The sequence below is a fragment of the Rhodococcus sp. UFZ-B548 genome, assembly GCF_903819475.1.
GTDB lineage: Bacteria > Actinomycetota > Actinomycetes > Mycobacteriales > Mycobacteriaceae > Rhodococcus_F > Rhodococcus_F erythropolis.
Window position 1 is genome coordinate 1 of record NZ_CAIJDS010000083.1, and the last position, 15542, is coordinate 15542.

At 60.4% G+C, this 15542-nt stretch carries 15 protein-coding genes and 2 pseudogenes; 12 read left to right on the plus strand and 5 right to left on the minus strand.

The genetic code is table 11. The annotated features are described in order from the left end of the window. Positions 1 to 94: 94 nt before the first annotated feature. Positions 95 to 328 carry a histone-like nucleoid-structuring protein Lsr2 gene (locus H7C86_RS35000; protein ID WP_182263321.1) on the minus strand — a complete coding sequence of 78 codons (234 nt, stop codon included), beginning with the start codon at positions 326 to 328 and terminating at the stop codon, positions 95 to 97. 144 nt (positions 329 to 472) lie between these two features. On the opposite strand from H7C86_RS35000, the gene H7C86_RS35005 reads away from it, so the two are divergent. The 5 genes and pseudogenes from H7C86_RS35005 (at position 473) to H7C86_RS35015 (ending at position 3257) form a co-directional block, all read left to right on the plus strand. Then, complete coding sequence (locus H7C86_RS35005) at positions 473 to 925, plus strand: hypothetical protein (protein ID WP_182263322.1); 453 nt, start codon at positions 473 to 475, stop codon at positions 923 to 925. 172 nt (positions 926 to 1097) lie between these two features. Next, positions 1098 to 1410: pseudogene (locus tag H7C86_RS37745) on the plus strand (DDE-type integrase/transposase/recombinase); the annotation flags it as partial. A gap of 316 nt (positions 1411 to 1726) precedes the next feature. Next, positions 1727 to 1918 carry a hypothetical protein gene (locus H7C86_RS37065; RefSeq protein ID WP_220463506.1) on the plus strand — a complete coding sequence of 64 codons (192 nt, stop codon included), beginning with the start codon at positions 1727 to 1729 and terminating at the stop codon, positions 1916 to 1918. Positions 1919 to 2281: 363 nt separating this feature from the next. After that, positions 2282 to 2743: an Hsp20/alpha crystallin family protein gene (locus tag H7C86_RS35010; RefSeq protein WP_182263323.1), complete on the plus strand. Its 462-nt coding sequence runs from the start codon at positions 2282 to 2284 to the stop codon at positions 2741 to 2743. A 157-nt stretch (positions 2744 to 2900) separates the two neighbouring features. Then, entirely contained in the window at positions 2901 to 3257 is a 357-nt protein-coding gene (locus H7C86_RS35015) for a hypothetical protein (protein ID WP_182263324.1), read from the plus strand. Between the two features lie 219 nt (positions 3258 to 3476). Here the strand turns inward: H7C86_RS35015 and H7C86_RS35020 are convergent. After that, a pseudogene (locus tag H7C86_RS35020) lies at positions 3477 to 3863 on the minus strand (DDE-type integrase/transposase/recombinase); the annotation flags it as partial. A 220-nt stretch (positions 3864 to 4083) separates the two neighbouring features. Between H7C86_RS35020 and H7C86_RS35025 the strand changes: the two are divergent. After that, positions 4084 to 4239 carry an IS3 family transposase gene (locus H7C86_RS35025; RefSeq protein WP_182263325.1) on the plus strand — a complete coding sequence of 52 codons (156 nt, stop codon included), beginning with the start codon at positions 4084 to 4086 and terminating at the stop codon, positions 4237 to 4239. A 91-nt stretch (positions 4240 to 4330) separates the two neighbouring features. Then, positions 4331 to 5371, plus strand: a complete 1041-nt coding sequence (locus H7C86_RS35030) for a YhcG family protein (protein ID WP_182263326.1) — start codon at positions 4331 to 4333, stop codon at positions 5369 to 5371. Between the two features lie 114 nt (positions 5372 to 5485). On the opposite strand, the gene H7C86_RS35035 is transcribed toward H7C86_RS35030, so the two are convergent. Both H7C86_RS35035 and H7C86_RS35040 read right to left on the minus strand, forming a co-directional pair. Next, on the minus strand, positions 5486 to 6541 hold the full coding sequence (locus H7C86_RS35035; protein WP_182263327.1) for an SGNH/GDSL hydrolase family protein: 1056 nt from the start codon (positions 6539 to 6541) through the stop codon (positions 5486 to 5488). 56 nt (positions 6542 to 6597) lie between these two features. Beyond that, positions 6598 to 8112 (minus strand): glycosyltransferase 87 family protein, encoded by a 1515-nt coding sequence (locus H7C86_RS35040; RefSeq protein WP_182263328.1) that lies wholly within the window; start codon positions 8110 to 8112, stop codon positions 6598 to 6600. 731 nt (positions 8113 to 8843) lie between these two features. On the opposite strand from H7C86_RS35040, the gene H7C86_RS35045 reads away from it, so the two are divergent. The 5 genes from H7C86_RS35045 to H7C86_RS35065 all read left to right on the plus strand — a co-directional run bounded on the left by H7C86_RS35045 (position 8844) and on the right by H7C86_RS35065 (position 14569). Beyond that, positions 8844 to 9506 (plus strand): response regulator transcription factor, encoded by a 663-nt coding sequence (locus H7C86_RS35045; protein ID WP_259349408.1) that lies wholly within the window; start codon positions 8844 to 8846, stop codon positions 9504 to 9506. After that, positions 9503 to 10705 carry a sensor histidine kinase gene (locus tag H7C86_RS35050; RefSeq protein ID WP_259349409.1) on the plus strand — a complete coding sequence of 401 codons (1203 nt, stop codon included), beginning with the start codon at positions 9503 to 9505 and terminating at the stop codon, positions 10703 to 10705. Before H7C86_RS35045 ends, H7C86_RS35050 begins: the two co-directional genes overlap by 4 nt. Beyond that, the gene (locus tag H7C86_RS35055) at positions 10702 to 11736 is read left to right on the plus strand and encodes a hypothetical protein (RefSeq protein WP_182263329.1); all 1035 of its coding nucleotides are present in this window, start codon (positions 10702 to 10704) and stop codon (positions 11734 to 11736) included. The genes H7C86_RS35050 and H7C86_RS35055 overlap by 4 nt, the downstream gene beginning before the upstream one ends. A gap of 226 nt (positions 11737 to 11962) precedes the next feature. After that, positions 11963 to 12502, plus strand: a complete 540-nt coding sequence (locus H7C86_RS35060) for a hypothetical protein (RefSeq protein ID WP_182263330.1) — start codon at positions 11963 to 11965, stop codon at positions 12500 to 12502. Positions 12503 to 12697: 195 nt separating this feature from the next. After that, positions 12698 to 14569, plus strand: a complete 1872-nt coding sequence (locus tag H7C86_RS35065; protein WP_182263331.1) for a cutinase family protein — start codon at positions 12698 to 12700, stop codon at positions 14567 to 14569. A 258-nt stretch (positions 14570 to 14827) separates the two neighbouring features. Here the strand turns inward: H7C86_RS35065 and H7C86_RS35070 are convergent, their stop codons facing one another. Then, positions 14828 to 15217 (minus strand): hypothetical protein, encoded by a 390-nt coding sequence (locus H7C86_RS35070; RefSeq protein WP_182263332.1) that lies wholly within the window; start codon positions 15215 to 15217, stop codon positions 14828 to 14830. Between the last annotated feature and the right edge of the window lie 325 nt (positions 15218 to 15542).

Genomic DNA, 15542 nt, shown 5'->3' on the forward strand with positions numbered 1-15542 from the left:
CGAGGACCAGCCCGTCTACTTCAGTCCCGCGTCAGCAACGTCCATACCCACAACAACTAGTTGGCCGTCCGTGAGAAATGCTGTTCACGAGTTCTCAGTGTGCGGCGTCGAACGAATCGATGACCTCGGCTTTGATTCGTCCGCGTGGGGAGACGTCGAAGCCATTTTTGCCGGCCCAGTCCCGAATTGCTTTCAGTTGCTCGGCGGATCGACCAGACCCCGACGCCTTGGCCGCGGTCGAGGTTTTCGTAAGGGGCTTGCCGGCAGAGGATACCTTCTCCGCCGCATTGATATACGGAGGAGAAGACCGCCTCGATCTTATCGGCATTCGCGGGTCGAAGATCGATCCGACAATCGGAACCCTGATGTGTTCAAAGAATGCCTCGACGGATTTCGATACCGCCCAACGCTTAGGAATAGACGGTCAGCGCACGCTCGCGGAGGTGACTACAGCTGAATCTAGAATCAACGAATGACGAACTCTGCCAGCTCGGCCACCGCCACAATCGAGCAGATCACGAGTTGGTTCAGTGCCCTCGCCAGCCACACCCGCCGCGCGCTTTTCGTCAGCCCACACGGAGAAATCCCCCACACGCATGTCGACGAAATACTCGCCAAAGGCCACAAACTCGCACTCCCCTGGTTTGCCGAGTCGACCACGACGGAATCGTTCCATCTGCCCGAAGCCGTGACCGACTACATCGACGGACTCCTCGCAGAACTGCAAGGCTGGTGGATCGGCCTCTCCAACGATCGCCAACTTCAATGGGCAGAAGTTGGACACACACCGATACCCCACTATCTACTCGCGTCGTATCCCGGCCTGTTCGACGTCGTCCGCAGCGACGATGCCCTCTACGCGGATCCACAAGTGATCGATTTCATCGCTGCTACCGCAGCGCAACTTCCATGGGCACCCTCATGAAGAAAGTGTCATCGACAGCCATCACCACACTCCCGGCCGGACAGTGCCGGACGACTATCCCCAATTGACGTCCCACACAAAAACTTTCACCGCCAAACACGTTCGATACCCGTTCCCGCAACCAGCTGCTTCCTTCCGATCCAACCATCTCTGCCGAAACAGAAGCGGAACGCGACTGCTCAAGCGTTTGGGGTATATGCCGTTGGTGATCGTCACCAACAAACTAACTAGTTACAGCGTCACACACGGCGAGATACTGGCCGCGGTTGAGCATCGCCGGTCGAAGCACTTTCAGCAACCGGGCAGAGAACTCGCACCAGCCGACCCGACAGCGAGACCGGGCAATGAAACGGTTCATATCGCCCGGGCACGCGCAACGATTCCTGTCCGCATTCAGCGGCATCTCACCGCATTTCCGGCCAGGGCGACACCGACTCTCGGCGCCCGAATGGCGTACCGAGATGGCCGACCGTTTCGCGATCTGACGGGAGGTCACCGCGAGCAGGGTTGCGTCCTGAAGCGTGAACAGCCGCAACGGCGTGCATCACCGTGGGCTCCAAACCGATTGCGCCACTATTTCTTTGAATCAACATGACAGTACTGCTGACCCCCTCACGAAATTTACAAAATATAGCCCGTCTGATCGTTCGTCAGTAACGACCAGACGGGCCGCGCGCACCCTCGCCGGTAGGAAAGAGCACACAGTCCACCGATCGCTCAGACCAGGCAGCCAGCCCTCGGCATCACCGAGAACCTACACCAGTCAGATCAGCGACGTCCCCACCAGAACTTATCGTCCCGGTGAACTACGCCGCGCGCAGGACCCTGCCCGCCGAAGGCTTGCTCCGAACACGTAACCGCGAACTCACCGAACAGATCGCTCTTGCTTCGTCACAAATCCAGCAACTCAGCCTCGAAGCACACCAACTTCGCTCAGACCTCCATCAACGCATCGCCTTCACCAATATCTTCACGTATCTTGACGCCAGGTAAGGACCAATCAGAAGCCCATTCAGGTGCGCTCTGCCGCGGGCATCGTTCATCGAAACCGTCGTAAACGCAGCTCCTCTCGCACCGCGTCCCGAGTCGACACTGAACCTTTATGGCACACAGCATCATCCGACACCATCAGTTCCCATTCAACGCCCGCGCAGAGGGCGCGGCAGCACAGCAACGCGCCGTCGCCTCCACCGCCAATACTGCGAGTTTCGCGGACCGGAATACTCGCCCAAAAATCTGGCACTCTCAGTTGCAGAGTGCTAATCGGTGTGGTTATCATGTTCTCGCACAGTGAGTTCGGTCAACCGCCACAGTGGCGGGGACCATTCTTTTTCACGACATGGGAGGTGTGTTGCTGTGCTACGTTTCGATCCTTTCACCGACATCGACGCATTCACCAAATCCGTCCTCACAGCAGGAACCGGCAACAACCGCAGTCCACGGTTCATGCCGATGGACCTCTACAAGATCGATGACCAATACGTCCTGCACGCCGATCTTCCCGGCGTCGACCCAGGGTCGGTGGACGTACACATCGACGGTTCGACCTTGACGTTGACCGCGCATCGCAGCGCCCTCTCCGAGGAGGGTGTGAACTGGCTGGCGAGTGAACGATTCGCTGGAACGTACAGACGGCAACTGTCCATCAGTGAGGACATCGATGCCGAACAGATTGTTGCCTCGTACGACAACGGCGTATTGACGGTGACCTTGCCGATCGCCGAGAAGGCGAAACCGCGGCGGATCGAAGTCTCCTCCGGATCGCCCTCCCGTACCGAAAACGCCGAGGCGAAACAACAGGTGCAGATCGAAGCCTGACCCGCCCGGCCAGACCTGCTCCCTCCAGTGGGGTGATATGCGAGGACAGAATACGTTCTCGGGTATCACCCCACTACCGTTCGAGCCGCGCACCACCCGTATCACACACCCGATACACGCATCATCCGAAAGAAACAGTACGAGAACTCTTTTCGATATGAATGCATCGACCATCCCTCCGCACGAACAGTCCGACAATCCCGGCAACCCCGATCCAGGGACCCCCGCACGCACCTCACCGGATTGGTGGGATCACGACCGTCCGATCACCAGCGATGAATACAACGACACGGCATTGATGCTCGGCGCCCTCTCGATCCTGACATTCTGGATGTTCGGCCTCGGCATCCTCCTCGGAGCCGCCGCCATCGGAACCGCACTGGCAGGCCGCCGCCCCGACACACCCGGACACGACCCCAGCGACCACAGCGTCGGCATTGTCGGGATCCTCACCGCAATCTCCGGTATCGCCTTCGGCATCGTCTTCCTCACCGCAGCCCTACCACACACGTAAACAAGCCGAACCAGACAAAGACACCAACGGACCCGACTCGATATCCCCCGAGAGCAGAGCCCGACAACGAAGAACCGAAGCTCACGCAGTTCAGACAAAATCATGTACCCGACTTGCGTAGGTCGACGTGGTCGGGCACTGTCACGTTGATTGAAAGAATCAGCAGCGTCGTTCGTTTGGAATATACGGAGATGGAATCCCGTTGCGGTTGTTCACGTTTCAGGCGGCAACACCGCTCGCGGAGACTTCCTGCCAGACCGCGAATCGGTCGGCCATCTCAGTGCGTCACTCGGGCGCGGTCAGTCGGTATCGGCGGGGCCGGAAATGCGGGGAAATACCCGAGAAAACGGAGAGGAAGCGTTGCGCGTGTGCTACCGATGTGAAGCGTTTCATGGCCCGCTCCCGCTATCGAGTCGACTGATGGGAATTCTCGGCCCGGTTGTTCAAGTACTTGGATCGGCGATGCTCGACCGAGGCCGGCATTTCGCGGTGGGCGACCTGGTAGCTCGCCAGCTTCCCGGTAACGATCACCCGCGGCACATACTCCAAGCCCTTGAGCAGCCGCCGAAGGAATTTGATTTCGCCTGCGCAAGCAGGTCTCCGAGCAGGAAAAGGAGATCAATTTCCTGAAAAAAGCATCGGCGTAGTTTGCGGCCCAGCAACCAAAGTGACTCGCTTGAAAGTTCATGGCCATCAAGTGCGCCGCCACCGACATCACCCGCATGGCGAGACTTCTCGACGTCTCCACCTCCGGGTATTACAAACACGAAAAGATTTGTTCTACAACTGAACTGACCGAACATCAGCAACGAAAGCGGACCTGGAAGTGAAGATCGTCGCACATCATCGTAACTCCGGCGGTGTCTACGGTTCTCCCCGAATCACCGCCGACCTACGCGAGAGCGGCCAGCTGGTGACAAAGAAAACGGTCGCGAAGATCATGGCGAACATCGGCCTCGAAACCACTGTGCCTCACAGTTAAGCAAGGATCCGACCAGAGATCCTATGCACCGATCGATCCGCCCACATCGATACAACGAAGTCAGAATTCTTCGCATGCGAAGATGAAGGCGATGAGCACACGAGACGGTGAGATCGAACCGAGCGGCTACGGCGAACTGCTCGAACAGATCAAGACACAGGTACGCGAAGCCCGCGTACAGGCCGCACGCAGAGTCAACACCGAACTCATCGTGCTGTACTGGCAGATCGGCACCGCAATCCGGCAACGACAAGCCAGGGAAGGTTGGGGCACCAAAGTTATCTCCCGCCTCGCCGACGACCTGCGTACCGAATTCCCCCAGATGCGAGGCCTCTCACAGCGCAACCTCGTCTACATGCGGACCTTCGCCGGCGAGTTCTCTGAGCCAATTGCGCAACAAGCTGTTGCGCAATTGCCCTGGGGGCATGTCACCGTGTTACTCGATCGTCTCTCCGACCCCGCCGTCCGCACCTGGTATGCCGAACAAGCCGCCCATCACGGCTGGTCGCGAGCCACATTGACTCACCACGTCAGCTCTCAACGACACCTTCGGGTCGGAAATGCACCGAACAACTTCCCGATTACATTAGCCACGCACGAATCGGACCTGGCACACAGCATTCTTCAGGATCCGTACAACCTCGACTTCCTCAACCTCGACTCCGGACACAGCGAACGCGAACTCGAAGACGCATTGATCGGACGCCTCACCCATTTCCTCAGCGAACTCGGAGCCGGTTTCGCGTTCGTAGGACGCCAGTACAAGATCACCGCCGGTGAACACGACTACTTTCTGGATCTATTGTTCTTCCATCTGGGGTTGCGCCGATTCGTGGTCTTCGAACTGAAGGTCGGACAGGCCGAACCCGAACATCTCGGCAAGCTGAACTTCTACGTCAACGTCGTCGACGACCAACTCCGCAAACCCGAACACGGTGACGGCGCCACCATCGGCGTCCTGCTCGCGGCCACCAGAGACGACATTGTCGTCGAATATGCACTGCGAGGGATAGATTCACCACTCGCAGTCAGCACGTACACCACATACCGCGCGCTTCCCGACGACATTCGCCCGTCGCTACCGACCACAGACGATCTTGTCCATGCCCTCCGCGATGTGCCTCGCGGGTAGCGCTTGACATCAATACCCCCTGTGGTTCGGCCGACCACCATTTTCGAGGTGACAGGGCAGGAGTTCAGACCGAGCGGATAGTGCGGCCCGGGCTGACTACACGCTACGCCGTGATCAGTTCCACGGAAGGATGATCGGTGCGCCGATATCGCGGCACAACAGGGAGCCGGCGTCGGTGAAGTGAATACCGTCGGAGGCGTAGAGGCCTGCGCCGTCGTTGGGTACAGGGAAGTTCTCACGCCATTCGATCAGGGCGCAGTTCTGCGAGGTCGCGACCGCGACCGTGACGTTCTGAATGGTGTCCCAGTTCGGAGTGACACCAGGGTTTCCGGGAGGCTGGGTGTTGAGGCAGATACTTGCACTCGGAAGCATCGATCGCACTCGCGTGATCAGGGAGGTCAGGCTGGTCGTGTACTGAGCTGCGGTTCGACCAGCCCAGTAGTCGTTACCTCCGACACCGATGCACACCAAGTCGGCGGCGCTTCCGGCGACCAGATCCGACAGGGTCGGTTGCACGGCGGAATCGCCAGGAGTGAGCCAAGAGTTCCAGTCGCGTGCCTCGGCACCGGAACGAGACAGGTTGACCACCTGCGCTTGTGGTATGCCGACATCAGCGATGACACCGGCGAACAAGGTAGTGCCGGGCTCTGTCGGTTCGCGCCGGATCCGGACCTCGTTGCCAGAGGGAATAGGGAAGGTCGAGATCCTGATCGAGCCGGACCATGCCACGGAGGCCGCGTCAGCGAAGGCGGAGGAGTCGACGCTGAATGTGGGCCAGCTCCACCCCGACGATTCCCACCACAGTGGCCGGACGTTGGACAGTCCGGAGATATCCATCGTGACCTCGTTGGTGCCGGCGGTCAGCGGGACATAGTGCTGACAGATCGTATTGCCCGAGGGATAGGTGTTGACGACCGCGCCGCCGCTGAGAATGCCAGCGTCCCAAGTATTGTCGCCATTGGCCCAGGTGCTGTGGGCGGGGATGTACACGCGTTGCTGCTCGAACAGCCGGTACGGCCAGGCCGGAAGCGGACCGGTGTTGCCCATCGCTTCGGCGAGCGAATCGGACAGCACGACCACTTTCGGGAGCCGCTGCTCGCGCTGGGCGAACGCGCGAGCCCACAGCCGCAGATTCGGATTACGGGGCATATCGACGATCGGGGTGGTCACAGAAAGCGTCTCCTATATCAATAAAAGGGGTGGAACAGGACTTCGTGACAGAACAGTCAGTTGGTGGTGCGCTCCCACACCTGATAGCGGCCGACCTCGCCGGTGCGGGCGAACTCGGTGTGCAACACAGCGACCGTGCCCGGTGAAAGTTCGGTGAGCTGGTACTCACTGATCAGAACGACGTCGCTGCCACGGAACTGCTCGACGATCGCCTCCTGATAGCCCGCCGCCGCGGGCAACGCATCGATCAGATCCGCGTCGACAACCGCGACCTCGGCGAGCGCGGATGCGTAGCGGTCGACGAACATCGGACAACCGCGCTCGATCTGACGGCCGGAGATGTTTGCTTCGATCAGCGCGGCAGGATCGTGCATCCACACATAGTCATGCCCGGCAGCAACCGCCGCGAGTTCCGGAGGTTGGGCGTGCCCACCGGAGACCACACGCACCGACGCCATCGCCAGAGCGGCCAACCCCACCACCGCTACCACGGCCACGAGGCGCTGCACCCGGATCCCAGAGACGTTCTCCCGCACCCCGTGCACGCCGTAGCCTGCGAGCAGACACAGTGCGGGAACCGCGAACCCGGTGTAATGGTTGTAGAACGACGGCGCAGCAGCGAGGGCTGCGAGCTGGGCAAGAGCAAGGACCGACCACCACACCGGCTCGTCCCACAACGCAACCGCAACCCTGCCGCGCCATACTCCGATCATCGGCAGTGCGACCGCAACGACCCCGACGAGACCCACCACCAACCACAGAAGGTTCGGTATCCGCTCGTAGCCGATCAACGAGCCGGTGAAGAAGAACACCCGCTCCCCGAGCCCGGTATCCGAACGCGGCCGACCCGACTGAAACCCGACCACATCCGAGAACATCCGGCCCGGCGCTGCAATGAGGGACGTCGCCACGATCACCGCCGCAGCAGCAACCGCCCCGGCGGCGAACCGCATCATCGGTGCCCGACCGTAGCGGGCGAGCACCCATATTCCCGCGACCAAAAGTGGGACGATCGCCCACAGTTTCACCGTAACCGCGAGACCGAAAACCACACCCGCTACGAGCACACCCTCGGGCCGGCGCAGCAACACCAACGCAACCAGCAGACCGAGATTGAGTAGTGGACCCATCATCAACATGGTCTCGCCCCACACCGCCGCCGACCACACCGCGTACAAGCCGCCGCCGAACAACGCCGCGGCCACACCGAAGCGGAGCAGCAGCCACCCCACCAGGCCCGCACACGCCGCACCAACAAGAGCGAAAACCACCTTCGCCGCGGCCATCGCGCTCGAATCACCCACCAGATCCGCCAACCACGCCGCCGGAATCAGCGCAACCAGCATCCCCGGCGGGTGCACGAACAAGAAATCTCGATACGGCAACTCCCCGGACCACAAGTGCTGCGCGCCAATAAAATACACCGCCTCGTCGAACCCGAACGAGCTACCGAGCACACCATGCCACCACAACGACCCGACACGGACCACCACCGCGAGAGCGACAACAGCGGACACCACCGAGACACCGGTCCGACGCTCCACCACCCGACACACGTCAGCCCCAACCACCACAAATTCTCCAAGCTCAGCTAAATAGTTAGCTAAAGCTAACGTAAAGAACCGCGAAATTGGTCTGCTACGTTGCGCCTCCCCCTACTCCGCCACCCACCATCAACCCCATCGACGCCAAGAAGTCCCCAATGGCCGAAGCGAGTGAGGAAACCAGCATTCCCGGCGCAAGTAATACAACCCTCAAGTAACTGTTACCTGACGAAGACTGGCATCCGACACTGAGTGCCATATATGGTTTTCCCGCTCTCGCGACTGCTGAGCCAGTCGCATGATCGAGCCGTCCCGCCGGCGTGACATCCCCCAGATCGTCGGCGGGACACCATAATCGATAAACGGCGTAATGCTTTTCGTCTCCGTTCCCGGCACCCCGGACCCGCCAGCCGGCCGACCATCAACTGTCGGCACGTTCGCCTGTGCTCGGTCGACCTCTGTGAGCAGCCCGACACTTCTGGGACATTGGTCCCTAAAATATACGTACCGGATGGAATATTATTTCCGGCGCACCGACCTCTTAGGCTGATGTGCTTCAGTCCAAGAAGTCGGTACAGGCCGTGTCGGACCACCCGCACAATCCGAAGGCCCGACAAGGCCCCGGCATCTACTCGGTCCAGTTCTCGAGCACGGCCCAACCGGCTAGCCAACTGCTGGGCGGTTCAGTGTGCTGAAATGTCGATGATGCGCACGGGTAGCCGAATACGGTTCGGCTCCCTCGACACAGGAGATCCGATGTGGTGACAGATTCGGGTGTGAAGCAAATCGGCGTCGTAGAAGATCACTCCGCAGTGATACTGGGGTTGAAGGCCATGTTGGCCGACCACCCCAATGTGGAAGTCGCGGCGACGGCCCCCACAGTCGCAGAACTGTTAAATCAACAGGCGCCGTTGGATTTCGTTCTGCTCGACCTACGACTGGCCGATGGCTCCTCCCCCACCGCAAATGTCGAGCGGTTGCGTGCTGCGGGATTGGAAGCGTTGGTGTTCACCGGCGCCGAAAACCCCTACCTGGTCAGATTGGCAGCGAAAGCCGGTGTGCTGGGCGTTATCCGCAAGTCAGCGCCGACAGAGCAGGTCGTCGACGCCATCGCCGCAGCCGCCGACGGCGCTCTGGTGGCCACCACCGAATGGGCGGCAGCGATCGACGGCGATCCTGACCTGGGCGAGGTCGGACTCAGTCCGCGGCAACAAGACGTCCTGACCTTGTACGCCTCCGGGGAGAAAGCCGAGCGCGTAGCGCGGATGACCGGACTGACCCCGAACACCGTCAACGACTACCTCGAGCGCATTCGCATCAAATACGCCGACGCGGGACGCCCGGCACGAACGAAAACAGACCTCTACAAACGCGCCGTCGAGGACGGGTGGCTACCGGTGCCAGAGCATCCGGTCCGATGACACACCAGATGTCGCCACCTGCGCAGCCCGTCGCTCGGACAGAGGACACCGACCGAATCTTGCGGATGTTCGCCCGATTCACCAGCGTCGGATACCTCGCGTATCTGGTGATCTTGTGGCCGTCGATCACCGAGCTCGCACCGCGCATGGACCCGTGGTGGACGCCGACCATCGTTGTTGTCGTGTTCGGGTGCGGACTCTTACCAGGCGCATTGTCGTTCCACACTGATATACAGGCGATGCGCACCTCTGCTGCGGTCGCGGCGACGGTGTTTCTCGTTGCGGTGGCCAGTTGGCCGGCGGCATGGAACGGCCCTGACCTTCCCGCCAGTGACGGCGTCTGGCTCGCCGCGTTCCCCGGGTTGGCGAGCCTTGCTGCGGTACTGGCGTGGCCGATACCGGTTGCATTCGTTCACCTGGTGATCGGATGCACCGCTGTTCAAACGATTAATCTCGTTGCCCGCGACGGCGCACAATCAGGGATGTTGATCCCGGAGATCGCGTTCGCGATCATGTTCTGCACCTTGTTCGTCGGAGGCGCCGCGATGGCGCTGCGAACCGGTCGACTTCTCGATGCCACCACCGACGAGACATACGCCGCCGCCGCTGACGCGGCAGCCCAACGCGCACGCATCGTCGAGCGTGAACGCTTCGACGCGCTCATCCACGACAACGTGCTGTCCACACTTCTGGCCGCCTCGCACGGTCAACCTCACCGCCTTGTAGGCCAGCTCTCCGAAACGACTCTGGCAGAGCTCGACCATCTCCGAACCGGAAGCGAACCAGGACAACCGTTCTCACTCGCGCACGCTCTCGTTCACCTGCGAACCGCGGCCGCCGACGCTGACGATCAGGCCCGGTTCGACGTGATCCACACCGATATCGCACCATTACCGTTCCTGTCTGCCGAGTGTGTTCGCGCACTGGGATCAGCATTGTCCGAGGCCCTGCGCAACTCTCGCCTCCACGCCGGCCCGGATGCCCTGCGAACGGTCACTGCGACGGTGACCGGCTCGGGAATCCGAATCGAGGTCGCCGACAACGGTTCCGGGTTCGAAACCTCCTCAGTCGCGCCGCACCGACTCGGTATCGCCGTCAGCATTCTCGGCCGAATGCGCGCCATACCGGGCGGCTCGGCACACGTGGACACACATCTCGGTGTCGGCACAACAGTGCACCTGGGATGGGAATCCGAATGACGCATCACGACACCGATATTCACGACGTTCGAGAACTTCTGGGCCTTCGCACCATCGCAGCGAAAATCGTGGTCACCGCGTACGCGGCAACGTTCGCCCTCGTCGCATGGTCCACGAACCCGCCCGGCGGCGGATGGTTCGAATTCGCCGCGTGGATCATCGTCAGCATCGGGGCGCTCGGCCTCATCCTGGTCCCCGGCGACCCACTGCCGACCCCAGCTACTGCGTACCTGACCGTGTCCGGACCGATTGCGGTCAATCTGATCTTTGCCGTCGCCCCGGTGCCGATCGACGGGCTCCTGCAGTTGTGGCCACTGGCAGCGTCGACAGCGATCTACACCTACATGTGCGTCCGCGGACGGACCGTCTGGGCATGGATCGGAATGGCCATCGTCCTGACCAGCTGCATAATCTGGGCCGAACGCACCGGTCAAGGCGCCGCCTACGGGCTGTCGATGTCGGCAATCAACCTCGCACCGCTACTGATGGCCACCTTCTTCGCCTGGACCATCCGCCCGGCCGCACGCGAGATCTTCGCCCTACGCCGGCAAGCGACAGTGCGCGCCGCGGCCGAAGCGGCCGACACCGCCGTCCTCGACGAACGCGACGCGCAACTCACACGCCTCGACGACCACGCCCGACCCCTCCTCGAACGCATCGCCGACGCCCACCCACTGAACGAGCAGGAACGCCTCGACTGTCAACTCCTCGAAGCTCACCTACGCGACACCTTGCGAGCCCCGATCCTCGCCGTCCCGCAGCTCGCCGCTGCCGCACGTGCAGCCCGGGCACGAGGCGTCGAGGTCGTCCTGCTCGACGACCACGCCCTCGACACCGCACCCGACGAAGTACGAGACCGCATAATCGCCGTCGCCGCAGACACACTCACCCAAGCACGATCCGGCGCACTCACGATCCGGATCCTCCCACCCGGGCGAGACGTCCTCGCCACCATCCTCCACAGCACCCCCGACGACATCCTCCGACTCGAATACGGTCACGACGGCCGCCCGCTCGCCCCACGCATCTGATCCCACCCGACTGCTCTCAGCAACTGTGCCCCCATTTTTGGGGTCTCGGCATCCCGGGTCGATTCCACTACCGTTTGAACCCACCCTATGTGGATCGACTGGTCGGTTTCAGCTGGTACATACACCCAGCCGCACCTCACCCGAACATCGACGCCGCTCTATCTCGACACAGACACATCAAAATAATCGCGCTCCGAGGAGCGCCCCAGCCAGCAAGGACTACATCATGCGCAAACTCTGTGCTGTCGCAGGATTCACCGCCCTACTCGTCGCTGCAGGAACTGGGGTCGCGGCAGCGGATCCCTTCCTTCCGGGACCCGAATCCGACATCTACACCATCACCACCACCGAAACCGCGGCAACCATCACCCTCACCGCACCCGCTCACCACGCGTGCAACGCAGGTCTGATCCTCCCCGGCACACCCACTCAGATCAACGCCCAAATCGAGGCCGCGCAGCCCTTCGAACCATCATGGACCGGACTCAACGAGTTCGTCGCATACGATCCGAACCTCGTCCCCGGCCTGCCCCCGGAGTACCTGAGTCCGAAAACCCACACCATCGCCCTTCCCACTGGCACCTACACGATTACGGGATTCTGTCGTCTCTGGGACGAGAACGGCAACCCCACCGACGACGAAGTCACCCACTTCGCCTCGTTCACAATCGCCGGTACCGAAGAACCTGAAGAACCGATCGATCCCACCGAGCCCCCCACTGATGGTGGAGGCTTCGGATCACTCGGCACCCTGTTCGGCTCGTAAACTCAAAAATTCGTCGATTCGAGCACACCCAGCTCACTCCCGAAAGTATCGAGTGATGACACCAGGAGAAAATCGATAATGAGAAGATTAGTGACAGCCAGTTTGGCAATAATTGTCGCAATAGCTGCAGGAACGGTTTTTATATCATCGTCCGCAGCATCCCCTCAAGCAACCTCCATAGTTGGTTGCAACCCTGTGGCACTGGTGCCGATACGGGGGTCTGGTGAGAATAAGGAATCCGCGTATTCATATTCCCCTGCGGCGAAGGACAAGAGCTGGGAAGGGGGAACGCTGCGTCGCCTTCTGAAGCAGTTTTACAACGATAATCCAGATCTGGCGCACGTGCCAATCGTCGAGGTTCCAGGGCCCGACGATTATCCAGCGGTGCCAGTTGAAAATCAAAAGGAGATGGGCGCATTCAAGTTGGCCGACAGTCCGGTCTATCAGTCGTCTCAAAAAGGTGTGAAAGCCGCGCTCGATGCAATGTTATCCTTCAAAGTGGCAAATAATCCGACGAGTTGCAAGCCGACCCAATTCATCTTGATCGGGTATTCGCAAGGCGCGATGGTTGCAAGAGAAGCCGCAAAGACGATGCCGGATTGGGTATCCTCGGTCTTCCTCTACGGCGATCCGTGGCAAAAGCCCGATGCCGACGGCACTAATGGCACAGGCAAGGGTGGCAATGGTGTCTTCCGTGCTCACTATCCGACCTGGAATAAAGCCAAAGACAGTTACTACACGGCCAGCGGCTTTGATAGGCGCTCTCTGTGTCACCAAAATGATGTGATTTGTGGGGTGGGTGTAAAGTCAGGCTGGGATGCGGGGAACGGTAATATCGAGCAGCATCTCAACTATTTTAAGGATCCCGAAGAAGCATCCGCCGAGTCCGCGGCACTTGCGGCAGCCGTGAAAGAAGCGATAAACGACGGCGGTACCGTAACGGATCCGACAGTGCCTCGTAGCGACGTCTCGATCGTGATAGATACAACTGGATCGATGGGCTCCTATATCAATAACGCGAAATACAACGCTGCATTGATTGCGCAACGAGTAATCGAGCAGGACAACGGCTCAAAGGTTTCGCTCGTCGAATACCGTGACCATGGGGATGCGTTCGTAGCGCGCACCATTGTGAACCCCACGAGTGATATCAGTTCATTCACCGCAGGGGTCAACAGCCTTTATGCCACTGGAGGAGGGGATACTCCTGAGGCAGTTTACTCCGGCATTGTTGAGAGCATCACATCGTTCGAATCATCGACGGTCCGCCGTTCGATGATCGTTATCGGTGATGCACCCCCGCATGATCCGGAACCTGTCACCGGCTATACGCGGGATCAGATCGGGCGTTACCTGTCGGGAACTGAAACTGTCCCACCAAAGTCTTTGGACGCCTCGCTACGCGCGGCTACGAGCGGGACAGAACCTGAAGCAGAGGATCCTGCACGAGCACAGCCAGTCACACCCCCGACTGCAACGGTGTCGTCACCAGCGCGCGAGGCTGCGTTGAGTCCGGCACTCGCTCTCACGTCCGAGTTTGACCCGGCGATCGGGGTTTCGCTTTACACTCTCAGCGCCGACAGCAGTCTCACTGCGATGCTGGAACCGCTGTCGCAAGCATCGGGCGGTCAGGTCTTTGACATCTCGGACGCGAGCAAAGTGGGTGACGCGATCATTTCTGCCATCGATGACGCTGCGTCCGCACCCGTCGCAGTATTGGGCATACCGGACTTTGCCATGACGGGCAGTGAGGTGACAATCAGTGGGGCTGCAAGCACTGGGGCCAGCAAACTGGCCTACGAATTCGACTTCGATGGTGACGGATCGTTCGAGGTGAGCTCCGCAACCGGCATTGTCACACATACCTTCCTGTCTCCCGGCATCATTCAGGTCAAACTACGGATCACCGACATTGATGGTCGGACTTCGACAGTGTCCGCTCCCGTAGAAGTAGTCGCCGACGAGTCTGTTCTGAACGAGGAAAGTAGCCCGACAACTGGCTCGGAATCGGGTTCTGCAGGATCAAGCGGCTTCGGCAGCCTTACCGGAGGGAGCTTCGGGCCCTAGACCCAAACACGTCGGCCCGACAGCAGTTTCGTCGAGCCGACGTGTCGTCCATCGCAGGGAACCTCTAAAGCGGGGAATGACTGACCAATCCTCTGGATGTACTTCGCCGCGAAGCAATGCGCCGCCGCAACCGACAGGACCGCCGAGTCATCGACGCCTCAACTCGAAAGCGCCTAACATACAAAAGAACTCGTAGATCACAACCTGATGGTTGACCGGTCCGAACTACACCACCACATTGGGCACTATCTGGGAGAGTTACTCCAAAGGCTCGTGTGTTTTTCCTATGATTCCCAGTACGGTTTGCGTGGTGGCCAGCGTCTTGTTCGCTCGTTCGAGTTCGCGTGTGAGTCGGGCGATCTCGGCCTGTTCGGCGAGGAGTTTGCCGGTCTTCTCGCCGAGTTTCTTGCGGTCGACGACGCCGGCGTCGCGTTGTTTGCGCCATTCGCTGATCAGCGAGGAGCACAGGCCTTTGCGGCGCAGGTACGCACCGCCTCCGTTGCGCTGGCAGGTCTGCTCGTACGCCGTCGGGTGGGCGAGCTTGTCGGCGGCACTGAAAGCGCGAAGTCCCCCGGGGCCGTCGGCGCGAGGATGCGAAGGATCCATCCGGACATTGTCCTTGACTGGAACCATGCTGGAAATTGTCATCGTCGGGTTGATCCGTATCTCGCCCTGCTGGCGGGGTTGCTGCAAACCTCTGGAGACTCAACTCACCCTAATGAGAAAAGCCAAGCTTTCTGAGAGGCTTGACTGTGGTAGCAGCCGGTGGGTCAGCACTCACTCACCCCGGTCCCCGATTGTTAGGGAGGCCTCGTGTCAGATCGTGCGCCTACCGGTTGCCGGTGGCTGAACTGCTGATGGGATGTCGTGCCCGTCTCCGCGTGAGCACTTGTTCATTAGGTTGCAGATCCACCGGGTTGGGTTGAGTCCAGCAGAGTGGTGTACGACCACTCGTCCTGAAACTGTGGGCGTG